Origin of the sequence: Enterobacter sp. PL1 (assembly GCF_945957325.1) — a bacterium.
GTDB classification, from domain to species: Bacteria; Pseudomonadota; Gammaproteobacteria; order Enterobacterales; family Enterobacteriaceae; genus Enterobacter; species Enterobacter roggenkampii.
The window spans coordinates 12,237-36,932 of record NZ_CAMFKT010000022.1 but is presented as its reverse complement, the minus strand read 5'-3'; the positions used below and the strand labels follow the sequence as shown (position 1 = coordinate 36,932).

Annotated in this window: 25 protein-coding genes and 1 other annotated feature; of the genes, 15 read left to right on the top strand and 10 right to left on the bottom strand. The window is 56.0% G+C overall.

Annotation, left to right across the window (positions count from 1 at the left end; genetic code table 11):
* Positions 1-42: 42 nt before the first annotated feature.
* The 6 genes from trpA to trpL all read right to left on the bottom strand — a co-directional run bounded on the left by trpA (position 43) and on the right by trpL (position 6,715).
* Positions 43-852, bottom strand: coding sequence for a tryptophan synthase subunit alpha (gene trpA / locus N6P30_RS18435; protein WP_021240309.1), 810 nt, complete (start codon positions 850-852; stop codon positions 43-45).
* Positions 852-2,045 carry a tryptophan synthase subunit beta gene (gene trpB, locus N6P30_RS18430; RefSeq protein WP_008502804.1) on the bottom strand — a complete coding sequence of 398 codons (1,194 nt, stop codon included), beginning with the start codon at positions 2,043-2,045 and terminating at the stop codon, positions 852-854. Before trpB ends, trpA begins: the two co-directional genes overlap by 1 nt.
* A 10-nt stretch (positions 2,046-2,055) precedes the next feature.
* Positions 2,056-3,414 carry a bifunctional indole-3-glycerol-phosphate synthase TrpC/phosphoribosylanthranilate isomerase TrpF gene (gene trpCF / locus N6P30_RS18425; protein WP_023292239.1) on the bottom strand — a complete coding sequence of 453 codons (1,359 nt, stop codon included), beginning with the start codon at positions 3,412-3,414 and terminating at the stop codon, positions 2,056-2,058.
* Between the two features lie 3 nt (positions 3,415-3,417).
* Complete coding sequence (trpD, locus tag N6P30_RS18420; protein WP_008502806.1) at positions 3,418-5,013, bottom strand: bifunctional anthranilate synthase glutamate amidotransferase component TrpG/anthranilate phosphoribosyltransferase TrpD; 1,596 nt, start codon at positions 5,011-5,013, stop codon at positions 3,418-3,420.
* On the bottom strand, positions 5,013-6,575 hold the full coding sequence (locus N6P30_RS18415; protein WP_023292240.1) for an anthranilate synthase component 1: 1,563 nt from the start codon (positions 6,573-6,575) through the stop codon (positions 5,013-5,015). The genes trpD and N6P30_RS18415 overlap by 1 nt, the downstream gene beginning before the upstream one ends.
* Before the next feature lie 25 nt (positions 6,576-6,600).
* Positions 6,601-6,694 (bottom strand) — a sequence feature (Trp leader region).
* Positions 6,671-6,715 (bottom strand): trp operon leader peptide, encoded by a 45-nt coding sequence (trpL, locus tag N6P30_RS24675; protein WP_106993556.1) that lies wholly within the window; start codon positions 6,713-6,715, stop codon positions 6,671-6,673. Its footprint overlaps the feature before it by 24 nt.
* A gap of 139 nt (positions 6,716-6,854) precedes the next feature.
* On the opposite strand from trpL, the gene rnm reads away from it, so the two are divergent.
* From rnm to rluB, 3 genes are all read left to right on the top strand, one after another.
* On the top strand, positions 6,855-7,736 hold the full coding sequence (rnm, locus tag N6P30_RS18410; protein ID WP_032623059.1) for an RNase RNM: 882 nt from the start codon (positions 6,855-6,857) through the stop codon (positions 7,734-7,736).
* Positions 7,733-8,353: an L-threonylcarbamoyladenylate synthase gene (locus tag N6P30_RS18405; protein ID WP_003856793.1), complete on the top strand. Its 621-nt coding sequence runs from the start codon at positions 7,733-7,735 to the stop codon at positions 8,351-8,353. Before rnm ends, N6P30_RS18405 begins: the two co-directional genes overlap by 4 nt.
* Before the next feature lie 96 nt (positions 8,354-8,449).
* Positions 8,450-9,325, top strand: a complete 876-nt coding sequence (gene rluB, locus N6P30_RS18400) for a 23S rRNA pseudouridine(2605) synthase RluB (protein WP_008502809.1) — start codon at positions 8,450-8,452, stop codon at positions 9,323-9,325.
* Between the two features lie 35 nt (positions 9,326-9,360).
* Here rluB and cobO read toward each other — a convergent pair whose 3' ends face one another.
* Together cobO and N6P30_RS18390 are read right to left on the bottom strand one after the other, a co-directional pair.
* Positions 9,361-9,951, bottom strand: a complete 591-nt coding sequence (gene cobO / locus N6P30_RS18395; protein ID WP_023292241.1) for a cob(I)yrinic acid a,c-diamide adenosyltransferase — start codon at positions 9,949-9,951, stop codon at positions 9,361-9,363.
* The gene (locus N6P30_RS18390) at positions 9,948-10,709 is read right to left on the bottom strand and encodes a YciK family oxidoreductase (RefSeq protein WP_008502811.1); all 762 of its coding nucleotides are present in this window, start codon (positions 10,707-10,709) and stop codon (positions 9,948-9,950) included. The genes cobO and N6P30_RS18390 overlap by 4 nt, the downstream gene beginning before the upstream one ends.
* A gap of 252 nt (positions 10,710-10,961) precedes the next feature.
* Between N6P30_RS18390 and sohB the strand changes: the two genes are divergently transcribed.
* Entirely contained in the window at positions 10,962-12,008 is a 1,047-nt protein-coding gene (sohB, locus tag N6P30_RS18385; RefSeq protein ID WP_008502812.1) for a protease SohB, read from the top strand.
* 34 nt (positions 12,009-12,042) lie between these two features.
* Here sohB and N6P30_RS18380 read toward each other — a convergent pair whose 3' ends face one another.
* Complete coding sequence (locus N6P30_RS18380) at positions 12,043-12,294, bottom strand: YciN family protein (protein ID WP_003856804.1); 252 nt, start codon at positions 12,292-12,294, stop codon at positions 12,043-12,045.
* A gap of 399 nt (positions 12,295-12,693) precedes the next feature.
* Here N6P30_RS18380 and topA point away from each other — a divergent pair, with 399 nt between their 5' ends.
* From topA to acnA, 6 genes are all read left to right on the top strand, one after another.
* Entirely contained in the window at positions 12,694-15,291 is a 2,598-nt protein-coding gene (gene topA, locus N6P30_RS18375; protein ID WP_023292242.1) for a type I DNA topoisomerase, read from the top strand.
* A 187-nt stretch (positions 15,292-15,478) separates the two neighbouring features.
* The gene (cysB, locus tag N6P30_RS18370) at positions 15,479-16,453 is read left to right on the top strand and encodes an HTH-type transcriptional regulator CysB (RefSeq protein ID WP_008502814.1); all 975 of its coding nucleotides are present in this window, start codon (positions 15,479-15,481) and stop codon (positions 16,451-16,453) included.
* Between the two features lie 336 nt (positions 16,454-16,789).
* Positions 16,790-16,930, top strand: a complete 141-nt coding sequence (locus N6P30_RS18365; RefSeq protein WP_213374860.1) for a YmiA family putative membrane protein — start codon at positions 16,790-16,792, stop codon at positions 16,928-16,930.
* Between the two features lie 2 nt (positions 16,931-16,932).
* Positions 16,933-17,103 carry a hypothetical protein gene (locus N6P30_RS18360; RefSeq protein ID WP_021240301.1) on the top strand — a complete coding sequence of 57 codons (171 nt, stop codon included), beginning with the start codon at positions 16,933-16,935 and terminating at the stop codon, positions 17,101-17,103.
* Between the two features lie 137 nt (positions 17,104-17,240).
* Complete coding sequence (ymiC, locus tag N6P30_RS18355; RefSeq protein ID WP_032623144.1) at positions 17,241-17,339, top strand: small membrane protein YmiC; 99 nt, start codon at positions 17,241-17,243, stop codon at positions 17,337-17,339.
* 161 nt (positions 17,340-17,500) lie between these two features.
* Positions 17,501-20,176: an aconitate hydratase AcnA gene (gene acnA, locus N6P30_RS18350; protein ID WP_154827336.1), complete on the top strand. Its 2,676-nt coding sequence runs from the start codon at positions 17,501-17,503 to the stop codon at positions 20,174-20,176.
* Between the two features lie 36 nt (positions 20,177-20,212).
* On the opposite strand, the gene ribA is transcribed toward acnA, so the two are convergent.
* Positions 20,213-20,803: a GTP cyclohydrolase II gene (ribA, locus tag N6P30_RS18345; RefSeq protein WP_008501210.1), complete on the bottom strand. Its 591-nt coding sequence runs from the start codon at positions 20,801-20,803 to the stop codon at positions 20,213-20,215.
* A 196-nt stretch (positions 20,804-20,999) separates the two neighbouring features.
* On the opposite strand from ribA, the gene pgpB reads away from it, so the two are divergent.
* From pgpB to yciH, 5 genes are all read left to right on the top strand, one after another.
* On the top strand, positions 21,000-21,767 hold the full coding sequence (gene pgpB, locus N6P30_RS18340; RefSeq protein WP_021240298.1) for a phosphatidylglycerophosphatase B: 768 nt from the start codon (positions 21,000-21,002) through the stop codon (positions 21,765-21,767).
* A gap of 148 nt (positions 21,768-21,915) precedes the next feature.
* Positions 21,916-22,224: a LapA family protein gene (locus N6P30_RS18335; RefSeq protein ID WP_008501212.1), complete on the top strand. Its 309-nt coding sequence runs from the start codon at positions 21,916-21,918 to the stop codon at positions 22,222-22,224.
* A 6-nt stretch (positions 22,225-22,230) separates the two neighbouring features.
* Positions 22,231-23,400 carry a lipopolysaccharide assembly protein LapB gene (gene lapB / locus N6P30_RS18330; protein WP_021240297.1) on the top strand — a complete coding sequence of 390 codons (1,170 nt, stop codon included), beginning with the start codon at positions 22,231-22,233 and terminating at the stop codon, positions 23,398-23,400.
* Positions 23,401-23,585: 185 nt separating this feature from the next.
* Positions 23,586-24,323 carry an orotidine-5'-phosphate decarboxylase gene (gene pyrF / locus N6P30_RS18325; protein WP_008501214.1) on the top strand — a complete coding sequence of 246 codons (738 nt, stop codon included), beginning with the start codon at positions 23,586-23,588 and terminating at the stop codon, positions 24,321-24,323.
* Positions 24,323-24,649 (top strand): stress response translation initiation inhibitor YciH, encoded by a 327-nt coding sequence (gene yciH / locus N6P30_RS18320; protein WP_023292245.1) that lies wholly within the window; start codon positions 24,323-24,325, stop codon positions 24,647-24,649. Before pyrF ends, yciH begins: the two co-directional genes overlap by 1 nt.
* Positions 24,650-24,696: the final 47 nt, after the last annotated feature.

Sequence of the window (24,696 nt, the reverse complement as noted above, 5' to 3'; positions counted from 1 at the left end):
GAAAGGCTAACCGTCTGGCAGGGATGCCAGACGGTGGAGGGGTCAGACTTTACGCGTCGCCGCCTTCATGGCGGTCACAAACGCCTTCAGCTCGGCCAGCATCTGCTCGGGCTTGTCCACGTTCTTCTCGATGATCTTCACAATCGCAGAGCCGGAAATGGCACCCGCAGCCTTCGCGTCAATCGCCGCGGTGACCTGATCCGGAGAAGAGATCCCGAAGCCCTGCAGCGGCGGCGCGGCATGGTACTCGGCCAGCTTTTCCACCAGATGATGCAGCGGCAGGGCCGCTTTATTCTCGGCACCGGTCACGCCTGCGCGGGAGAGCAGATACGTGTAACCGCGCCCGTAAGAGGCTATCTGGCGCAGCAGTGTGTCATCGGCGTTCGGCGGGCAGATGAAAATCGGGGCGACGTTGTGACGCATCGCCGCCTGGCGGAACGGCGCGGACTCCTCGACCGGCACGTCGGCGACCAGAACAGAGTCGACGCCCACGCGTGCGCACTCGGCGTAAAATTCATCGATACCGCGGTTGAACACGAGGTTGGCGTACATCAGCAGGCCAATCGGGATAGTGGGGTGCTTCTGACGGATCGCCGCCAGCATTTCGAAGCACTGTGTTGGCGTCACGCCCGAAGCAAACGCGCGCAGCGTCGCATTCTGGATAGTCGGGCCATCCGCCAGCGGGTCAGAGAACGGGATCCCCAGCTCCAGCGCATCGGCACCGGCTTCAATCAGGGTGTCGATGATCTTCAGCGACTGTTCAGGGCCCGGATCGCCCAGGGTGACGAAGGGAACGAACGCGCCTTCCTGGCGGGATTTCAGTTCTGCAAATACGTTATCGTAGCGTTCCATCAGATTTCCCCTCGTGCTTTCAGAATATCGTGAACGGTGAAGATATCTTTGTCACCGCGTCCGGAAAGGTTGACCACCAGCAGCTGCTCTTTTTCCGGATTGTCTTTCATCATTTTCAGCGCATGGGCCAGAGCGTGCGAAGATTCCAGCGCCGGGATGATCCCTTCGCTGCGGCACAGCGTTTTGAACGCTTCCAGCGCTTCGTCATCGGTAATGGAGACATAGTCCGCACGACCGGTGCTGTTCAGATAGGCGTGCTGCGGCCCGACGGATGGGAAGTCGAGGCCAGCGGAGATAGAGTAAGACTCTTCAATCTGGCCTTCATCGGTCTGCATCATCGGGGATTTCATGCCGAAGTAGATCCCCACGCGGCCATGCTTCAGCGGCGCGCCGTGTTCGCCGGATTCAATACCGTGACCCGCAGGCTCGACGCCAATCAGACCCACGCGGGTATCGTCGATAAAGTCTGCGAACATGCCGATAGCGTTAGATCCGCCGCCGACGCAGGCGATGACCGCATCCGGCAAACGACCCTCTTTTTCGAGGATCTGCGCTTTGGTCTCTTCCCCGATCATGCGCTGGAACTCACGCACGATGGTTGGGAACGGGTGCGGGCCCGCCGCGGTACCGAGCATATAGTGCGCGGTTTCGTAGCTGCCAGACCAGTCGCGCAGCGCTTCGTTACAGGCATCCTTCAGCGTCGCGGAGCCGCTGTGCACCGGGATCACTTCTGCACCCATCAGACGCATACGGAAGACGTTCGGAGACTGACGCTCAACGTCTTTCGCCCCCATATAGATGCGGCATTTCAGGCCGAGCAGGGCGCTGGCGAGCGCCGAGGCCACGCCATGCTGGCCTGCGCCGGTTTCGGCGATGATTTCGGTTTTACCCATACGCTTCGCAAGCAGCGCCTGACCCAGCACCTGGTTAGTCTTGTGTGCGCCGCCGTGCAGCAGGTCTTCACGCTTAAGATACAGCGTGGTTTTCGTGCCTTCCGTCAGATTGCGGCATTTGGTCAGGGCCGTTGGGCGGCCTGCATAGTTTTTCAGCAAGTCGGTAAATTCAGCCTGAAACGCCGGATCCTTCTGCGCGCTCACAAACGCTTCTTCCAGCTGGCGCAGCGCGGGCATCAGGATTTGCGGGACGTACATCCCGCCGAACTCACCAAAATACGGGTTAAGTAATGTCGTCATCTTCTCTTCCTTAATATGCACGCAGAGTTTTAAAAACCGAGGCCAGTTTGCTGGCATCTTTAATACCCGGCTGGGACTCTACGCCTGAATTGAAATCGAGGCCTGCGCAGCCGGTTTTCGCGGCTTCTACACAGTTGTCCGGGCTTAAACCGCCCGCCAGCAGGACGTTGTCCAGCTTTTCGCCGTTCAGCAGAGACCAGTCAAAACGCTGGCCGGTTCCGCCCTGGCCGTTATCGAGGACATATTTATCCACGTGGTTCAGGTTACGCGGGGGCAACGTATCGTCAACGCGTTGCGCTTTCCAGATCTGTACCTGCGGTGCCAGCGTGGCGCGCAGGGCATCGATATAGGCCTGATCTTCATCGCCATGAAGCTGCACCGCGGTGAGGGATAACGCGTCGGCTTTTTCAACCACTTCTGCGATATCTGCATTGCGGAACACGCCAACATAGCTGAGTGGTGCCGCGGCGATGACCTTACGCGCCTGCTCTTCGCTGACCGCGCGAGGAGAGGAATCCACAAAAATCAGCCCGCCATAAATCGCTCCGGCTTCATACGCGGCCTGGGCGTCCTGTTCGCGGGTTAAGCCGCAGACTTTGTTTTCACCCAGCAGCACGCGACGTACTGCCGCATTGAGATCGTCATGTTCCATCATGGCGGAGCCAATCAGGAAACCGTTGGCGAAGTGGCTCAGCTCGCGCACCTGGGCGTAGCTGTTAATGCCGGATTCGCTGATCACCGTGACGCCAGATCCCAGACGCGGCGCCAGCTGGCGCGTGCGGCTCAGGTCAATGGACAGATCACGCAGATCGCGGTTATTAATGCCTACCACTTTGGCTTCCAGCGCAATCGCACGCTCCAGCTCCTCTTCATTACTCACTTCGGTCAACACGCCCATTTTCAGGCTGTGCGCGACGGCAGAGAGCTGGCGATACTGCTCGTCGTCAAGCACCGAGAGCATCAGCAGGCAGGCGTCAGCCTGGTAAAAGCGCGCCAGCCAGATCTGATACGGGTCAATGATAAAGTCTTTGCACAGGATCGGCTGCGGCGCGATGCCGCTGACGATCGGCAGAAAATCGAAGCTGCCCTGAAAATATTTCTCATCCGTCAGCACGGAGATGGCTGACGCATGATGCTTATAAATGCCGGCAATACGCGCCGGGTCGAAATCGTCACGGATAACGCCTTTAGACGGAGACGCTTTTTTGCACTCAAGAATAAACGCGGTGCGCGCACCCTGCAGGGCGTCATAGAAACGACGGCTGCTCGGGACGACGTCATTCTGAAAACTGGCAAGCGGCTGCTGTTGCTTGCGGGCTTCCACCCAGATGGCCTTATCGGCAACGATTTTCGCTAAAACGGTCTGCATTCTTTACCCTCTTGCCGCAAGTGCGGTAACGCGATCGTAAGCTGCACCGGAGCGCAGTACATCCAGAACTTTTTGAACGTTGGCCTTAAGGTCTTCCTCACCGTGCAAACGCATCAGCATGGCGACGTTGGCGGCAACGGCGGCCTCATGGGCGACCTCTCCCTTACCTTGTAATAAGCGCGTCAGAATGTCACGGTTTTCTTCCGGGGTACCGCCGGCCAGCGCTTCCTGGTGATACGGAGTTAAACCAAAGTCAGCGGCTTCGAGCTGGTAGCTCAGGATTTCACCGTCGCGCAGTTCGGCTACCAGCGTCGGCGCATGCAGTGACACTTCGTCCATTCCGCCGCTGTGCACCACGGCGGCACGCTGGTAACCCAGCACGCGCAAGGTCTCGGCAATCGGCAGGACCAGTTCCGGACTGTAGACACCGATTAGCGCCAGCGGCGGATGGGCCGGGTTGATCAGCGGGCCGAGCACGTTAAACAGCGTGCGGGTTTTCAGCTGCTGACGAACCGGCATTGCGTGGCGGAAACCGGTGTGATACTTCGGCGCAAACAGGAAGCAGACGCCCAAGTCATCCAGCGCTTCACGGGAACGTTCGGCGTTCATATCGAGATTAATGCCGAATGCCGCGAGTAAATCAGACGAGCCCGACCGGCTGGAAACGCTGCGGTTACCGTGCTTCGCCACCTTCAGGCCACACGCTGCGGCCACAAAGGCGCTGGCGGTTGAAATATTGATACTGTTGCTGCCGTCACCGCCGGTGCCGACGATATCGGCAAACGGATAGTCCGGGCGCGGGAACGGGGCGGCATTTTCCAGCAGGGCCGTGGCGGCACCGGCGATCTCCTGCGGGCTTTCACCGCGGACCTTCATGCTCACCAGCGCGGCTGCGAGCTGTTCTGGCTTCAGCTCACCGCGAACCACGGCGGAGAAGAGCTGGTGGCTCTCCTGCTGGCTCAGGGTTTGCGCCTGATACAGTTTTTCCAGAATCGGCTGCAGGGTGTTGGTCTGCTCCAGCTTCTGTAACGCCCAGTCGAGGGTCTGCTCCAGCAGACGGGCGCCGTGGGAGGTCAGGATGGATTCCGGATGGAACTGCATCCCGCAGACGCGATCCGCGTCGTGACGTACCGCCATCACCATCCCTTCAAACGAGGCGTTGATGGTCAGCCCGGCCGGAATGTTGCTGCCGACCAGCGAATGATAGCGCGCGACCGGGAGCGGATTCGGCAGCCCGGCAAACATTGCCTGGCCGTCATGTTCAATGCTGGAGGCTTTACCGTGCAGGATCTCGCCCGCCTGGCCGACGTAACCGCCGTAGGCTTCCACGATTGCCTGGTGACCAAGGCAGATACCGATAATCGGCAGCTTGCCGCGCATGCGGGTCAGCAGCTCCGGCATACAGCCCGCTTCGCTCGGTGCGCCTGGCCCGGGGGAGAGCATCAGCACCGGGTTTTGCATGGTTGCCAGACGGTCAATCAGGGTCTGCGCCGGGACGTGGTTGCGATAGATAACGACGTTATGTCCATTCGCACGCAGCTGATCTGCCAGGTTATAGGTAAAGGAGTCGATATTATCGAGCAGCAGAATGTCAGCCATCAGAAAATCTCCTGTGCATGGTGTGCGGTAGCAATGGCGCGAAGGACCGCACGCGCTTTGCTGCGCGTTTCGTCAGCTTCAGACTGCGGAACAGAATCAAGAACAATCCCGGCACCCGCCTGGACGGTGGCAATACCGTCTTCGACATAGGCGGAGCGGATCACGATGCAGGTATCGAGGTCACCGTGGGCCGTAAAATAGCCCACCGCGCCGCCGTAGCTGCCGCGACGGCGTCCTTCGGCGGCGGCAATCAGCTGCATGGCGCGCACTTTCGGCGCACCGCTCAGGGTGCCCATGTTCATGCAGGCGCGGTAGGCGTGCAGCACGTCGAGGTCGTGGCGCAGCTCGCCCACCACGCGGGAGACCAGGTGCATCACGAACGAATAGCGGTCGACTTTAGTCAGGTCCGCCACGTAGCGGCTGCCCGGGGTGCAAATACGGGCCAGATCGTTACGCGCCAGGTCAACCAGCATCAGGTGCTCGGAGAGTTCTTTATGGTCGGTACGCATTTCAAGTTCGATACGGCTGTCGAGATCGCGATCCAACGAGCCGTCTGCGCGACGTCCGCGCGGGCGGGTTCCGGCGATCGGGTAAATTTCAATCTGGCGGCTGGTGGCGTCGTACTTCAGCGAGCTCTCCGGCGAGGCGCCGAACAGCGTGAAGTCGTTGTCCTGCATAAAGAACATGTACGGGCTTGGGTTGCTCTTTTTCAACACGTCGTAAGCGGCCAGCGGGGACGGGCAGGGCAGAGAGAAGCGACGGGACGGTACAACCTGGAAAATTTCCCCGGCGCGAATCGCCTTTTGCATCTGGCGAACCACGGCACCGTATTGATCGTCGGTCTGGTTCACATCGCAGGTCATCTTCTCGACGCGCTGCACCGGTAGCGCAGGCGGCGCTTCCGTCATTTGCTGCTGCAGTTGGGCAATGCGGTGCTCCAGACGGGTTTTCTCAGCGCCAGAAGGCGTGAACAGGCTGGCCTGAATGCGGGTGTATTGTTTCTGATGGTCGATCACCAGCAGGGTTTCGGCCAGATAGAAACAGTAGTCCGGGCAGCGATTGCCCTGCTCGGTTTTCGGCAAATCTTCAAATCCCGCGACCAGGTCGTAAGCAAACAGCCCGCCAAAGAACATCGCTTCACGCTCATCGTGCGGAACGGTGACCAGGTTTTGCAGCAGGCGGAAGGCATCAAAGACGGACAGGGAACAGAGGCGCGCGTCTTCATCTAACAGTTGGCTAACCGGTGGGAAATGCAGAATGCGCATTTCTGGATGACGTTCGTTTTCGATGCCTGAAGACAGGGCGGCATCAAGCAGCGGCAGCAGCGATGCGCCATTGTCTGACAAAGCCTTAATAGTGACAGTGTCACCTAAGGCGGTAATGCGCAACGCGCTGTCGACCAGCAGAAGGCTTTTCAGATCGTCCTTGCTGTCGATGTCCGCAGATTCCAGCAGCAGCGTTGCCGGGCGAGCCCCGCACACCTGATGAAACAGCGCGGTCGGGTTGTGGCGATAGGCCGCCTCGCAGGTCAGCAATTCGAGATGGGGTTTGGCTGTTTGCATGTTGGTGTTCTCATTTATTCTGTTCAAAAAAAAGCCCGCTGAGTAGCGGGCGGGTATCTGTTTGCATTTCGCAGACGCGTGACACTGCCCGAAGATCAGGAAGTACGCCACCAACCGTGCAGAGTGAAATGTGCTGTCATTTTCAGATACCTTTCTCGTGTGAACTTGCGTACTAGTTAACTGGTTCGGTGGCGTGTTGTCAACCCTTGATTTCAGAATTTCACGTTAAGTCGGTATCATGGCGGTTTCGGATGTCTTCAACCTGTTATGGGAAGTGCTTTGAGCGATACCACCTACGCGATTATTTATGATTTACACAGCCATACTCAGGCCTCTGATGGCCTGCTGACACCCGAAGCCCTGGTTCATCGTGCCGTTGAAATGCGCATCGGCACGCTGGCGATAACCGATCACGATACGACGGATGCCATTCCGGCAGCGCGCGCCGAGATTGCCCGCTGCGGGCTGGCACTCAATCTGGTGTCCGGCGTCGAGATTTCGACCGTCTGGGAAAACCATGAGATTCATATCGTTGGCCTGAACATCGATATAGACCATCCGGCACTTATTGACTTTTTGCAAGAACAAAAAACGCGCCGCAACCAGCGCGCAGAGATGATCGGCGAGCGTCTGGAAAAGGCACATATTCCTGGCGCGCTGGAAGGTGCGCAAAAGCTGGCGAACGGCGGGGCGGTTACGCGCGGTCATTTCGCCCGTTTTCTGGTAGAGGCGGGTAAAGCCACGACGATGGCGGATGTCTTTAAAAAGTATCTGGCGCGCGGGAAAACCGGATACGTTCCGCCACAGTGGTGTACAATAAAACAAGCTATTGATGTGATTCATCATTCTGGCGGTAAGGCCGTGCTGGCCCATCCGGGGCGGTATAATCTTTCTGCTAAATGGCTGAAAAGGCTGCTGGCGCACTTTGCCGAAAACGGTGGAGAGGCGATGGAAGTCGCCCAGTGTCAGCAGGCACCCAACGAGCGCGCGCAGCTCGCGACCTATGCCCGACAGTACGGCCTGCTTGGCTCACAGGGTTCTGATTTCCATCAGCCCTGCGCCTGGATCGAACTGGGGCGCAAGCTCTGGCTGCCCGCTGGCGTTGAGCCGGTCTGGCAGCTCTGGGAACAGCCGCAGCAAATTGAAGAGAGGGAAGTATGAGTCAGTTTTTCTATATCCATCCGGATAACCCGCAGCCACGCCTGATTAACCAGGCCGTGGAGATCGTCCGCAAAGGCGGCGTGATTGTCTACCCGACCGATTCCGGCTACGCGCTGGGCTGCAAAATTGAAGATAAAGGGGCGATGGAACGCATTTGCCGTATTCGCCAGCTGCCGGACGGCCATAACTTTACCCTGATGTGCCGCGATCTCTCTGAGCTGTCGACCTATGCTTATGTGGATAACGTGGCGTTTCGCCTGATTAAGAACAACACGCCGGGCAACTACACCTTCATCCTGAAAGGAACGAAAGAGGTGCCGCGCCGTCTGCTGCAGGAAAAGCGTAAGACTATCGGCATGCGCGTGCCGTCGAACCCGATTGCGCAGGCGCTGCTGGAAACCCTCGGTGAACCGATGCTGTCTACCTCGCTGATGCTGCCCGGCAGCGAGTTTACCGAGTCCGATCCGGAAGAGATCAAAGATCGTCTGGAGAAGGTGGTCGAGCTGATTATTCACGGCGGTTATCTCGGCCAGCAGCCGACCACCGTGGTCGACTTAACCGAAGATGCACCGGAAGTGATTCGTGAAGGCGTGGGCGATGTAAAGCCTTTCTTGTAATGGTATAAGCAGATATACTACGCGGCCATCAAAGCAGGGCTCGGCCCTCTTTTGACCTGATTCGACGCCTGTGAAGGCGACACCTGAGGAAGCTCAATGAGCGAGAAGTTACAGAAAGTGCTGGCGCGTGCCGGCCACGGTTCACGCCGTGAAATCGAAGCCATTATTGAAGCGGGCCGCGTGAGTGTGGACGGTAAAATCGCCACGCTGGGTGACCGCGTAGAAATCGTACCGGGGCTGAAGATCCGCATCGACGGTCATCTTATCTCCGTGAAAGAGTCCGCTGAGCAGATCTGCCGCGTGCTGGCTTACTATAAGCCGGAAGGCGAGCTGTGTACCCGCAATGACCCGGAAGGTCGCCCGACGGTGTTTGACCGTCTGCCTAAACTGCGTGGCGCTCGCTGGATTGCCGTTGGTCGTCTGGACGTGAATACCTGCGGTCTGCTGCTGTTTACTACCGATGGTGAACTGGCAAACCGTCTGATGCACCCAAGCCGTGAAGTGGAACGTGAATACGCCGTGCGCGTGTTCGGCCAGGTTGATGAGAATAAACTGCGCGACCTGTCGCGTGGCGTTCAGCTGGAAGACGGTCCTGCGGCGTTCAAAACCATCAAATTTACCGGTGGGGAAGGCATCAACCAGTGGTACAACGTGACCCTGACCGAAGGCCGCAACCGCGAGGTGCGTCGTCTCTGGGAAGCTGTAGGCGTGCAGGTTAGCCGCCTGATCCGTGTCCGTTACGGCGACATCCTGCTGCCAAAAGGCCTGCCGCGTGGGGGGTATACCGAACTGGATCTGACCCAGACCAACTATCTGCGCGAGCTGGTCGGCCTGACGCCGGAAACCACCTCTAAAGTGGCGGTGGAGAAAGATCGTCGCCGCATGAAGGCGAACCAGATTCGCCGTGCGGTGAAGCGTCACAGCCAGGTGAGCAGCAACCGCCGCTCTGGCAGCCGTAATAACAACGGTTAATGTAAAAGCCCGGTGAAGACACCGGGCTTTTTTCTTTAGTAATCAATCCCCATCTGCGCTTTGATGCCCGCATCAAACGCATGTTTAACCGGACGCAGCTCGCTGACGGTATCTGCCAGTTCCAGAATATCCCGATGACACCCGCGCCCCGTGATGATGACCGTCTGATGGGCGGGACGGTTTTTCAGTGCATTAAGCACCTCTTCCAGCGGCAAATAGTCGTAGGCGACCATATACGTGATTTCATCCAGCAGAACCATATTGAGTGAAGGATCGGCCAGCATTCTTTTAGCGTGCTCCCATACGGCCAGACAGGCTGCGGTATCGGTTTCGCGGTTCTGAGTGTCCCACGTAAAGCCGGTCGCCATCACCTGGAACTCAACGCCGTGAGGCTCAAGCAGATTACGCTCGCCGTTAGGCCACTCACCTTTAATAAACTGGATAACGCCGACCTTCTGCCCGTGGCCGACGGCGCGTGTCGCCGTGCCGAATGCGGCCGTGGTTTTCCCTTTACCGTTGCCGGTAAAGACGATGACGATCCCGCGCTCGTCCTGAGCGGCCGCGACGCGTGCATCGACCTGTTCCTTCAGCCGCTGCTGGCGCTGCTGATGACGTTCTTCACTCATTGCGAGATTCCTGGTTTACGGCCCGGCTGGGCGTCAAAGGTCATCCCGGTTTTGCGGCGGCTGTCGTCGCCCATCAGCCAGAGATAGAGCGGCATAATGTCTGCCGGCGTTTTCAGCTTCTGCGGATCTTCCGTCGGGAAGGCGCTGGCGCGCATTTTTGTGCGCGTACCGCCCGGGTTAATGCAATTTACGCGCAGATGGCGGCTTTGGTACTCCTCTGCCAGCACCTGCATCATGCCCTCGGTTGCGAATTTTGATACGGCATAGGCACCCCAGTTTGCACGCCCCTCACGGCCTACGCTGGAGGAGGTGAATACCAGTGAACCCGAATCCGATTTGAGTAATAAAGGAAGCAGTGCCTGAGTCAGGAAAAACGTCCCGTTGACGTTGACCTGCATGACCTCCTGCCAGATCTCGGGATCCTGTTCATCCATCGGGCGAACTTCGCCAAGCAAGCCAGCATTATGCAGTACGCCATCCAGTCGCGGGTAATGGGTGCTGATGCGGTGAGCAAGCTCCTGACATGACGCGGGCGTGCAGGTGAGCAGATCGAGCGTGTACCAGCGAGCAGGAATACCCCCTGCGGCTTCAATCTCCTGCGCCACCCCTTTAAGTTTTTCTTCGTTGCGGCCGGTCAGGATGACGCTCGCGCCATACTCAGCGTAGGTCAGCGCCGCTTCACGGCCAATCCCGTCGCTGGCCCCAGTGACGAGAATGATGCGGTTCTGCAGCAGATTTTTTTGCGGTTGATAATGCAAGGTGACTCCTCGGCGCACGGTGACTTAAACACGCCTTCTTATGTGACTTTTCGGCTTTATGCCCGAATTCGCCTGATAATTCAATCAGTCTACAGGACGCATTACTGTAAAATTAACAATTTGCAAATATTTAAACGCCAGACCGGGGATTCCTGAAGGCGCCTCGCAGAGGTAGTGTCTCGAGCGAGACGCATGGGCAGGGGGTGTTGTACACTGCCGTGAAAGATTCGTGGTTAAATCAAGGTGGAACGCGTGGAATTACTTTCTCAATATGGGTTGTTTTTGGCGAAAATCGCGACGGTGGTGATTGCCATTGCGGTGGTTGCCGTTCTGATTGTCAACCTGACGCAGCGCAAGCGTCAGCGTGGGGAGTTACGCATCACCCGCCTGAGCGAGCAGTATAAAGAGATGCAGGAAGAGATGTCTCTGGCCCTGCTTGATAGTCATCAACAGAAGCTGTGGCTCAAAGCGCAGAAGAAAAAGCATAAGCAGGAAGCCAAAGCGGCAAAGGCAAAGGCGAAGCTCAATACGCCACAGGATAAGGTCACGCCACGGGTTTACGTGCTCGATTTTAAAGGCAGCATGGATGCGCATGAAGTCGCGTCTTTGCGCGAAGAGGTCACTGCCGTGCTGGCCGTGGCGACGCCGCAGGACCAGGTCGTTGTTCGTCTTGAAAGCCCGGGGGGCGTGGTGCACGGCTACGGCCTGGCGGCCTCTCAGCTGCAGCGCCTGCGTGAAAAACAGATCCCGCTGACCGTGGCCGTAGATAAAGTGGCGGCGAGTGGTGGCTACATGATGGCCTGCGTGGCGGACAAAATTGTGGCCGCACCGTTCTCGATTATCGGCTCGATCGGCGTGGTCGCACAGATCCCGAACTTTAACCGCTTCCTGAAAAATAAAGAGATTGATATCGAGCTTCACACTGCGGGTCAGTACAAACGCACCCTGACGCTGCTGGGGGAAAACACGGAAGAAGGGCGCCAAAAATTCCGTGAGGATCTCAACGAAACGCATCATCTCTTTAAAGACTTTGTGCACCGTATGCGCCCGACGCTGGACATTGAGCAGGTCGCAACGGGTGAGCACTGGTACGGCGTTCAGGCGCAGGAGAAAGGGCTTGTAGATGAAGTCGGAACCAGCGACGATCTGCTGCTCAACCTGATGGAAGGCCGGGAACTGGTGGGCGTCCGCTTTGCCCAGCGCAAGCGACTCCTTGACCGCTTTACCAACAGTGCGGCAGAAAGCGCGGACCGCCTGCTGCTCCGCTGGCTACAGCGTGGACAAAAACCGCTGCTGTAAACAAAAACGCGAGGCTTATGCCTCGCGTTTTGCGTTAATCGACCAGGTGATATTTCTCGGAAAGCGTATGTGCCAGGTATTTAAACATGTTAAACACGGCGGTGCTTTTCGGGGTCGGTAAGCCCTGTTCATCAAGGAAGTATTCACCGCTGAAAACCAGCACGCCATTTCGCTGCTCTACGCCGGTGGCTTCAATGCCTGCCAGCGTATCTTCATGGTCACGAATAAGCTTGTTTGCTTCGATAAGCAGAGAGGCTCGGTCAATAGGTTGGGTCGTATTCTGCATAATCCACTCCTTAAACAGTGACAATAGTCTACGCCGAGGGCGCTTTGGGGGCAAATTTTCCCTGTAATGTGAGGGGATAAGGTGCAGGGGCCTGGCTGGCAGGATTTGCTTTTGCATGCTAATAAAGTTGCGTAACGAATTTTATCAGGTAGAGTGTGCGCTTTCGTCATTCTGGCAACAGAATTGCTTGACATTCAACCGGGAATTCGTCACGAATTACACGAGATGTGAGAAAAATACCCGAGAACTCAATCACCTGGGCGTCTTTTCTTTAACGCCCGGTAAGACAAAGGGGTTGATATCTCCTGACGCAGTCGCAATATCATTGGCTCGTCGTCAGCGGAAGGGAAATCAACGTGCGGCGTATTCCTGGAAGAATTAAATTAGGTAAAGGTGAATATGGGTAAAGCTCTCGTCATCGTTGAGTCCCCGGCAAAAGCCAAAACGATCAATAAGTATCTGGGTAATGACTACGTGGTTAAGTCCAGCGTTGGTCATATCCGCGATTTGCCGACCAGTGGCTCAGCCAGCAAAAAGAGCGCAGACTCTACCTCCACCAAAGGGGCTAAAAAGCCTAAAAAGGATGAACGTAGCGCGCTTGTCAACCGCATGGGTGTTAACCCATGGCATAACTGGGATGCACAATATGAAGTGCTTCCAGGGAAAGAAAAAGTCGTTAACGAGCTGAAGCAGCTGGCTGAAAAAGCAGACCACATCTATCTCGCAACCGACCTTGACCGCGAAGGGGAAGCCATTGCGTGGCACCTGCGGGAAGTGATCGGGGGTGATGACAAACGCTACAGCCGCGTAGTGTTTAACGAAATTACGAAGAATGCGATTCGTCAGGCGTTTGAGAAGCCGGGCGAGCTAAACATCGACCGTGTTAACGCCCAGCAGGCGCGTCGCTTTATGGACCGCGTTGTGGGCTACATGGTTTCTCCACTGCTGTGGAAAAAGATTGCCCGTGGCCTGTCCGCAGGTCGTGTGCAATCCGTCGCCGTGCGTCTGGTCGTTGAGCGCGAGCGCGAAATTAAAGCCTTCGTGCCGGAAGAGTTCTGGGAAGTCGATGCCAGTGTGACCACGCCGGGCGGTGACGCTCTGCCGCTGCAGGTAAGCCACCAGAACGATAAGCCTTTCCGCCCGGAAAACCGCGACCAGACCATGGCCGCCGTGGCGCTGCTGGAAAAGGCACGCTATCAGGTGCTGGAACGTGAAGACAAGCCGACCAGCAGCAAGCCTGGTGCGCCGTTTATCACCTCCACCCTGCAACAGGCGGCGAGCACCCGTCTGGGTTACGGCGTGAAGAAGACCATGATGATGGCCCAGCGCTTGTATGAAGCAGGTTACATCACCTACATGCGTACCGACTCAACCAACCTGAGTCAGGACGCGGTCAACATGGTGCGTGGCTACATCAGCGACAACTTCGGTAAGAAATACCTGCCGGAAAGCGCTAACCAGTTCGCCAGCAAAGAGAATTCTCAGGAAGCGCACGAAGCGATTCGTCCTTCTGACGTCTCCGTGCTGGCTGAATCGCTGAAAGATATGGAAGCCGACGCGCAGAAGCTGTATCAGCTGATCTGGCGTCAGTTCGTGGCGTGCCAGATGACCCCGGCCCAGTACGACTCCACCACGCTGACCGTTGGCGCGGGTGATTTCCGTCTCAAGGCGCGCGGTCGTATTCTGCGTTTCGACGGCTGGACGAAAGTGATGCCTGCGCTGCGTAAAGGTGATGAAGACCGAACGCTGCCTGCGGTGAACAAAGGTGATGAACTGTCTCTGGTTGAGCTGATTCCGGCTCAGCACTTCACCAAGCCGCCTGCGCGCTTCAGTGAAGCCTCCCTGGTAAAAGAGCTGGAAAAACGCGGTATTGGCCGTCCGTCGACCTACGCGTCCATCATCTCGACGATTCAGGATCGTGGTTACGTACGCGTTGAAAACCGTCGTTTCTATGCGGAAAAAATGGGTGAGATCGTCACCGATCGTCTGGAAGCCAACTTCCGCGAGCTGATGAACTACGATTTCACCGCGCAAATGGAAGACAGTCTCGACCAGGTTGCCAGCCACCAGGCAGAATGGAAAAAGGTACTCGACAGCTTCTTCAGCGACTTCACCGACCAGCTTGAAAAAGCGGAGAAAGACCCTGAAGAGGGCGGCATGCTGCCTAACCAGATGGTACTGACCAGCATCGACTGCCCAACCTGTGGCCGCAAGATGGGGATCCGTACTGCCACCACGGGCGTGTTCCTGGGCTGCTCCGGCTATGCGCTGTCGCCAAAAGAGCGCTGCAAAACCACCATCAACCTGGTGCCGGAGAACGAAGTTCTCAACGTGCTGGAAGGTGACGATGCGGAAACGAACGCTCTGCGTGCCAAGCGCCGCTGCAAAAAATGCGGCACGGCAATGGATAGCTACCTGATCGATCCAAAACGCAAGCTGCACGTGTGTGGTAATAACCCAACGTGTGACGGGTATGAGATCGAAGAGGGCGAGTTCCGCATTAAAGGCTATGACGGCCCGATTGTGGAGTGCGAGAAGTGTGGTTCTGAAATGCACCTGAAAATGGGACGTTTCGGTAAGTACATGGCCTGTACCAACGACGAATGTAAAAACACGCGCAAAATTCTGCGTAACGGTGAAGTGGCCCCGCCGAAGGAAGATCCGGTTCCGCTGCCAGAATTGCCGTGTGAGAAATCCGACGCGTACTTCGTGCTGCGTGACGGCGCGGCAGGTGTCTTCCTGGCCGCCAACACCTTCCCGAAATCGCGTGAAACCCGCGCGCCGCTGGTGGAAGAGCTATATCGCTTCCGCGATCGTCTGCCGGAGAAACTGCGTTATCTGGCCGATGCGCCGCAGCAGGATCCGGAAGGCAACAAAACCGTGGTGCGTTTTAGCCGTAAAACAAAGCAGCAGTATGTTGCGGCAGAGAAAGAGGGTAAAGCGACCGGATGGTCAGCCTTCTTTGTCGATGGAAAATGGGTTGAAGGCAAGAAATAATCTTCCCTAACCGTAACTTACCTGTAAAAGGGCCGGATTTCCGGCCCTTTTTTATTACCTTGTTATTATTTTTTGTTCCGTACTATACAGTCAGGCTATAAATGATATAGTGGTTATAGTTAACCCGTTTCTTATTATTAAATCGTCTTAAGCGAATGACCGCATGCGCTAAATCGGATGGTCTGGCATGAAATTACAGCAGCTTCGTTATATTGTTGAGGTGGTGAATCATAACCTTAACGTCTCTTCTACCGCCGAGGGGCTATATACCTCGCAACCGGGCATCAGCAAACAAGTTCGTATGCTGGAGGATGAGTTAGGCATTCAGATCTTCGCCCGCAGCGGTAAGCATCTCACTCAGGTGACGCCTGCAGGGCAGGAAATCATCCGCATTGCGCGTGAAGTCCTCTCTAAAGTCGATGCGATCAAGTCTGTGGCGGGGGAGCATACCTGGCCGGATAAAGGCTCGCTGTATATTGCCACGACGCATACTCAGGCGCGCTATGCGCTGCCCGGCGTGATCAAAGGCTTTATCGAGCGTTATCCTCGCGTCTCGTTGCATATGCACCAGGGCTCGCCAACGCAAATCGCTGAAGCCGTCTCTAAGGGGAATGCAGACTTTGCCATCGCCACCGAAGCGCTTCACCTGTATGACGATCTGGTGATGCTCCCGTGCTACCACTGGAACCGTTCTATTGTGGTGACCCCCGATCACCCCCTGGCGGGTAAAGGGTCGGTCACTATCGAAGAGTTGGCCCAGTATCCTCTGGTGACCTATACGTTTGGCTTTACCGGCCGGTCCGAGCTTGATACGGCATTTAACCGGGCAGGGTTAACGCCGCGCATTGTCTTTACCGCGACCGATGCCGACGTGATTAAGACCTATGTCCGGCTTGGATTGGGCGTGGGCGTCATCGCCAGCATGGCGGTCGATCCGGTGTCAGACCCTGACCTGGTGCGTCTTGATGCGCACGACGTTTTCAGCCATAGCACCACAAAAATTGGGTTCCGCCGCAGCACCTTCCTGCGCAGCTATATGTATGATTTTATTCAGCGCTTTGCCCCTCATTTAACGCGTGACGTGGTTGATACCGCCGTGGCATTACGCTCAAATGAAGATATTGAAGAGATGTTTAAAGACATCAAACTCCCCGAAAAATAATCACACCCGGTATCTTTCCCCCAGGGAAAGATACCGAAATAACGCCTCAAAGCTAAATTAGAATTATCATCATCTGCTTTCCCTGCCATATAATGTCATTAGCCATTTGCTTTGTAAGGTTTTAATGTCGTGAATTGGCGACAAAAGTAGAAACTAATTTACGCCTCCGCAAATTTTTCTTTTCAATAATTTATTTCTGGTCAAAAGATTGAATATTTCATACCTCCCGGTGCGTAAATTCACTGGCTTTTCGGCTAAAGTTTCTTTAGGATTTATCTCAACAGATGATTAATTGTACCAATTGTTTGGTCCTAAATGATAAGCGATGTCGATTGTATGAGGTTAGCAATGCCTTCAGGAAGTGAAGAACCGCAAAGGGATCCTGCGCTCAAGCGTAAAGCCTGGCTGGCGGTCTTTCTCGTCTCCGCCTTGTTTTGGGTGGCTGTTGCTCTCCTGGCCTGGAGATATTGGGGTTAAATATGGCAGTGACGGTACGTACCGCTTCGGTAAAACAGATGTGTCAGCATCGTGACAACGGCCACAGAGGGCGTAAAGCACCTGCAACTGTTGTACCTGCGTCCTGGAAACTGACGCCGCAGCAGCAAGCGTTTATTGATGTGTTCGCAGAAGACGAACCCAAAAAACAATAATTTAGTTTATTGCGTAATGATGCAAATAGTCTGAATATCGACTCTGCACTTTTGTACTCTTTAATAAATACACATCAGCAATATAGCACTGAGGAACAACCTCGGAATTTTTATAAATAATGCCTGGTGTCCCTATGATGAATAACATGACGTCTCACAAATACTGGTCGTGGATCGGCGTTTTTACCGTGTCGATTCTGTTCTGGAGTCAGCTCATCTGGCTGGCGCTCCACTAAATTGTAAAACCTCGCTACGGCGGGGTTTTTTGTTTCCCCCTTGTGGACCAATCCGAAATTTATCAATTTGGGTTGTTATCAAAACGTTACGACATCTTTGTGTTATCTTTAATTACAGCCCTGATGATTGTCGGGACATCTCTGTGATTAAGGAGGAGCTTATGTCGTTAACCCTACGCGAAGCCAGTAAGGATACGTTACAGGCAGAAAATAAAACCTGGCACTACTACAGCCTGCCGCTGGCTGCCAGAACGCTTGGGGACATTTCGCGTTTACCCAAGTCATTGAAAGTTTTACTGGAAAACCTCTTGCGCTGGCAGGACGGTGACTCCGTCACGCTCGATGATATCCAGGCGCTGGCAGGGTGGCTTGAGAAGGCCCATGCCGACAGAGAAATCGCTTACCGCCCGGCAAGGGTGCTGATGCAGGACTTTACCGGTGTTCCGGCCGTGGTTGATTTAGCCGCGATGCGCGAAGCCGTGAAGCGTCTCGGCGGAGATACGGCAAAGGTTAACCCGCTTTCCCCCGTTGACCTCGTCATTGACCACTCCGTGACCGTTGACCACTTCGGTGATGACGATGCCTTTGGTGAAAACGTTCGTCTCGAGATGGAGCGTAACCACGAGCGCTACGTCTTCCTGAAGTGGGGACAGCAGGCGTTCAGCCGATTTAGCGTGGTACCGCCAGGCACCGGCATTTGTCACCAGGTAAACCTTGAATATCTGGGTAAAGCCGTCTGGAGCGAATTGCAGGATAAAGAGTGGGTGGCTTATCCGGACACGCTGGTGGGCACGGATTCACATACCACCATGATCAACGGTCTGGGCGTGCTGGGCTGGGGCGTCGGCGGTATTGAAGCGGAAGCCGCCATGCTCGGCCAGCCGGTATCCATGCTGATTCCGGATGTGGTGGGCTTCAAGCTGACCGGAAAGCTCTCTGAAGGCATTACCGCCACCGATCTGGTGCTGACCGTCACCCAGATGCTGCGCAAGCATGGTGTGGTAGGCAAGTTTGTCGAATTCTACGGTGACGGACTGGATTCGCTGCCGCTGGCCGACCGCGCCACCATTGCCAATATGGCGCCGGAATACGGTGCCACCTGCGGCTTTTTCCCCATTGACGACGTCACGCTGGAGTACATGCGCCTCAGCGGCCGCAGCGAAGAGCAGGTCGCGCTGGTGGAAGCGTACACCAAAGCGCAGGGCATGTGGCGCAATCCGGGCGATGAGCCTGTTTTCACCAGCACGCTTGAACTCGATATGGGAAGCGTCGAAGCGAGCCTCGCGGGGCCGAAACGCCCGCAGGACAGGGTTGCGCTGACCGACGTGCCGAAAGCGTTTGCCGACAGCAATGCCCTTGAAGTGAACGTGGCGCAGAAAGACCATCGTCCCGTCGACTATGTTCTGAACGGACATCAGTATCAGCTTCCGGACGGTGCGGTTGTGATTGCCGCGATTACCTCCTGCACCAATACTTCCAACCCCAGCGTATTAATGGCGGCCGGTCTGCTGGCTAAGAAAGCGGTAGAGCTTGGGCTAAAACCTCAACCGTGGGTTAAGGCCTCGCTGGCACCGGGCTCCAAAGTGGTGTCGGATTACCTGGCTCAGGCCAAACTGACGCCGTACCTGGACGAGCTGGGCTTTAACCTCGTGGGCTACGGCTGTACGACCTGTATTGGTAATTCCGGGCCTCTGCCTGAACCTATCGAAACGGCGATCAAGCAGGGTGACCTGACGGTCGGCGCCGTACTGTCCGGTAACCGAAACTTTGAAGGGCGCATTCACCCGCTGGTGAAAACCAACTGGCTTGCTTCGCCGCCGCTGGTGGTGGCTTATGCCCTGGCCGGGAACATGAATATCAACCTGGTGACCGATCCGATTGGTCACGATCGTAAGAATGATCCTGTATATCTGAAAGATATCTGGCCTTCTTCACGTGAAATCGCGCTGGCCGTTGAGAAGGTTTCTACCGAGATGTTCCGCAAAGAGTACGCGGAGGTCTTTGAAGGCACGCCGGAATGGAAAGCCATCAACGTTGCAGGTTCGGATACCTATGGCTGGCAGGATGACTCGACCTATATTCGTCTGTCGCCGTTCTTTGATGACATGCTGGCCGAGCCGGCGCCGCTTAAGGATATTCACGGCGCGCGCATCCTGGCCATGCTGGGGGATTCCGTCACGACGGATCATATCTCTCCGGCGGGGAGCATCAAAGCCGATAGCCCGGCAGGCCGCTATCTGCAAAGCCGGGGGGGGGAACGCCGCGATTTTAACTCCTACGGTTCGCGCCGCGGTAACCATGAAGTCATGATGCGCGGGACCTTTGCCAACATCCGCATTCGTAACGAAATGGTGCCGGGCGTGGAAGGGGGCATGACGCGCCATCTGCCGGGGACGGAAGTCGTGTCGATTTATGATGCGGCGGTCAAATACCAACAGGAAGGGACGCCGCTGGCGGTGATTGCCGGGAAAGAGTACGGTTCCGGCTCCAGCCGCGACTGGGCGGCGAAAGGCCCGCGCCTGCTTGGCGTTCGGGTGGTCATCGCCGAATCGTTCGAACGTATTCACCGTTCGAATCTGATCGGCATGGGGATCCTGCCGCTTGAGTTCCCGCAGGGCGTGACGCGTAAAACGCTGGGCCTGACCGGGGAAGAGCAGATTGACATTAGCGGCCTGCAAAACCTGCAGCCGGGTAAAACGGTGCCGGTAACGTTAACGCGGGCAGACGGGAAAACAGAGGTGCTGGATTGTCGGTGCCGTATTGACACGGCAACCGAGCTGACCTACTACCAGAACGACGGCATTTTACATTACGTGATTCGTAAGATGCTGGATTGATGAAACGAGCCCGGCACGCGTGCCGGGCTTTTTATATCACTCTTTCAGCAGATGGCCCATTTTGGCGGCTTTGGTATCAAGGTAGTGGGCATTTTTCGGGTTACGACCGACAATCAGCGGTACACGTTCAACGATGTTGATCCCGGCTTCGGTCAGGATTTCCACTTTTTTCGGGTTATTGGTGAGCAGACGAACTTCGTCTACGCCCAGCAGCTTGAACATATCGGCGCATAAGGTGAAATCACGTTCGTCAGCGGCAAAACCGAGCTGATGGTTGGCTTCAACCGTATCGTAGCCCTGGTCCTGAAGCGCGTAGGCGCGAATTTTATTCAGCAAACCAATGTTACGCCCTTCCTGACGGTGATAAAGCAGCACGCCGCGGCCTTCTTCAGCAATATGAGAAAGGGCCGCTTCCAGCTGGAAACCGCAATCACAGCGCAGGCTGAACAGCGCGTCGCCGGTGAGACACTCTGAATGGACGCGGGACAGCACCGGCGTCTGCCCTGAAATGTCGCCATACACCAGTGCGACATGATCCTGTCCGGTTGCCAGTTCTTCAAAACCCACCATCAGGAAATCGCCCCATGGGGTTGGCAGTTTGGCTTCTGCCACACGTTTAAGCTGCATGTGATTCTCCAGAGTAGGCTGACACGTTTCGTGCCTGTGCCCTGTTTTGCTTTCTGTATCAGTTTATTTTGCCACAAGCTCAGCAGGTTCGCCTAATGGGCACCATGCGATATGACCGTTAAAAGCACGATCCGACATCTCCACCCAGCGAACAAATTTCAGTTATGATTGTGACGCTTAGCAAAAAGGAGAAGACATGCATTCAATCGCCAGACGTACGGCAGCAGGTGCGGCCATTTTACTGATTATGCCTTTGGCCGTATGGCTTTCAGGGTGGATGTGGCAGCCCGGGCAGAACGCCACGTGGCTGAAAACGTTATACTGGATTACGGAAACGGTCACCCAGCCCTGGGGAATTATCACCCACGTCCTCCTGTGCGCCTGGTTTCTGTGGTGCCTGCGCTTTCGTCTGCGCGCGGCACTAATGCTCTTTGCGATCCTCGGCGGCGCTATCCTTATCGGTCAGGGCGTAAAATCCTGGGTGAAAGATCGCGTTCAGGAGCCGCGTCCTTTTGTCGTCTGGCTGGAAAAAACGCACCATGTTCCGGTGGATGAGTTCTACACTTTAAAGCGTAAAGATCGTGGCGCACTGGTGAAAGAACAGCTTGCGGAACAGCAGGATATCCCGAAATTCTTGCGTAAACACTGGCAGAAAGAGACCGGGTTCGCGTTTCCCTCCGGCCACACCATGTTTGCGGCCAGCTGGGCGCTGCTGGGGGTTGGGCTGCTTTGGCCTAGACGTCGAACGGTCACCATCGTCATTTTACTGGTCTGGGCGACGGGAGTGATGGGCAGCCGCTTATTGCTGGGGATGCACTGGCCACGGGACCTGGTCGTCGCCACGCTCATCTCGTGGATGCTGGTGATGCTGGCGACCTGGCTGGCTGAACGATTCTGCGGCCCGCTAACACCACCGCCGGAAGAGAAAGAAGAAATAGCCGAAAGGGACCAAACGGACGCCTGAAGGTTGATATTGCGCATTTTGCCCATAGATCCATGACTGGCGCGTCACTTTTTCCATTTCGCGCCCGTCACTAAAATGGTAGTTTATAAGGCTGATTGCGGTAAGTTGAACATACTTTATTCGCTTGAACCACATAACGGGAAGTAATGTGAAATATTTACTCATTTTCTTACTGGTATTGGCGATTTTTGTCATTTCAGTCACATTGGGTGCACAAAACGATCAGCAGGTGACGTTTAACTATCTGCTGGCTCAGGGCGAGTATCGCGTGTCGAGCCTGCTCGCGGTCTTATTTGCTGCAGGCTTTGCCATTGGCTGGCTGGTTTGCGGTTTGTTCTGGTTAAAAGTCCGTGTTTCGCTTGCGCGCGCTGAACGTAAAATCAAACGACTCGAACATCACATTGCGCCTGCGTCCGACATGCCGGAAAGCTCTGGCGTGCCGGTCGTGAAGGAATAATCGACGATGCTGGAGTTGTTGTTTCTGCTTTTGCCTGTCGCCGCAGCCTATGGCTGGTATATGGGCCGCAGAAGTGCGCAACAAACAAAACAGGATGAGGCCAACCGGCTCTCCCGCGACTACGTTGCGGGGGTGAACTTCCTCCTGAGCAATCAGCAGGACAAAGCGGTAGACCTGTTCCTCGACATGCTGAAAGAGGACACGGGGACCGTTGAAGCCCATCTTACCCTGGGGAACCTGTTCCGCTCGCGCGGCGAGGTTGACCGCGCCATCCGTATCCACCAGACCCTGATGGAAAGCGCGTCTCTGACTTACGAACAGCGTCTCCTGGCGGTACAACAGCTGGGCCGAGATTATATGGCCGCGGGGCTGTACGATCGCGCTGAAGATATGTTCACCCAGCTGGTGGATGAAACAGATTTTCGCATCGGCGCGCTGCAGCAGCTCCTGCAGATTTATCAGGCCACCAGCGACTGGCAGAAAGCCATTGATACGGCTGAACGTCTGGTGAAGCTGGGTAAAGATAAGCAGCGCGTTGAGATCGCCCATTTCTACTGTGAGCTTGCCCTTCAGCAGATGGGCAATGACGACATGGACAAAGCCATGGCGTTGCTGAAGAAAGGTGCCGCCGCGGACCGCAACAGCGCCCGTATCTCCATCATGATGGGGCGCGTTTTTATGGCGAATGGCGACTACGCCAAAGCCGTTGAAAGCCTGCTGCGGGTTATCGACCAGGACAAAGAGCTGGTCAGTGAAACGCTGGAAATGCTGCAAACCTGCTATCAACAGCTGGACAAGCGGGAAGAGTGGGTGGCATTTCTGCGTCGCTGCGTGGAAGAGAATACCGGCGCAACCGCGGAACTGATGCTTGCTGACGTTGTTGAGCAGTATGAGGGGGGCGACACCGCGCAGGTCTATATCACCCGACAGCTTCAGCGTCATCCGACCATGCGGGTCTTCCATAAGCTGATGGATTACCACCTGAACGACGCGGAAGAAGGGCGCGCGAAAGAGAGCCTGATGGTGCTGCGCGACATGGTTGGCGAGCAGGTGCGCAGCAAACCGCGCTACCGTTGCCAGAAGTGTGGTTTTACCGCCTACACGCTCTACTGGCATTGTCCGTCCTGCCGGGCCTGGTCCACCATCAAGCCCATCCGCGGCCTGGACGGGCAGTAATTTTTTAAAAGCCTTCATTTTAGTTACAACATACTGATGGTATTTAACGCTTTCTGAGCACCGTGCGGTTTGCCGGCCTGGCAGGCAGATAAATGGATTCTGTCAATTTGCGGCGTCGGCAGGTAGAATGCTGGCCGTTTATCTGTTCCGCGCCGCTGCGCGCCCATAGACGAAAAGGGCTGGTCATGACGTCTGTTACATCCTCCACTTCCCGCGTAATTACGGATTCTCCTGTTGTTGTTGCGCTTGATTACAATAAGCGTGACGCTGCACTGGCGTTTGTCGACGGTATCGACCCTCGCGATTGCCGCCTGAAAGTTGGCAAAGAGATGTTCACGCTGTTTGGACCGCAAATCGTTCGCGATCTGCAACAGCGCGGCTTTGACGTTTTCCTCGACCTCAAATTCCATGATATTCCGAACACCACGGCCCACGCCGTTGCTGCAGCCGCCGAGCTGGGCGTATGGATGGTCAACGTCCATGCGTCGGGTGGGGCAAGAATGATGACCGCTGCCCGTGAGGCGCTCCTGCCGTTCGGTAACGACGCGCCGCTGCTTATCGCCGTCACCGTGCTGACCAGTATGGACGAAAATGATTTACGCGACCTTGGCGTGACGTTGTCACCTGCGGAACATGCCGAACGTCTCGCGCGTCTGACGCAGCAGTGTGGCCTGGATGGCGTAGTCTGCTCCGCGCAGGAAGCGGTACGTTTCAAATCAGCGCTGGGCCAGGATTTTAAACTCGTTACGCCGGGGATCCGTCCTGCGGGCAGCGACGTGGGCGATCAGCGCCGCATCATGACGCCTGAGCAGGCGCTGGCGGCGGGCGTTGACTATATGGTCATTGGACGTCCGGTGACGCAGTCTGCAAACCCGGCAGAGACGCTTAAGGCTATCAACGCATCGCTTAAAAAGGGGGCGTAATGACCGATTCCAACAGTCGTCTGGTCTACTCAACCGAGAGCGGGCGTATCGACGAACCGAAAGCCAAAGTGGAACGTCCGAAGGGGGACGGTATCGTGCGCATTCAGCGTCAGACCAGCGGACGTAAGGGGAAAGGGGTCTGCCTTATTTCCGGTATTGATGTGGATGATGCTGAACTGACAAAGCTGGCTGCCGAGCTGAAAAAGAAATGTGGATGCGGCGGGGCCGTGAAGGACGGCATTATCGAAATCCAGGGTGATAAACGTGATTTAATTAAATCACTGCTCGAAGCCAAAGGCATGAAAGTCAAACTGGCAGGCGGCTAAAATAAATGAGCCACGGCAAATGCCGTGGCTCGTGTTATATACGTGCG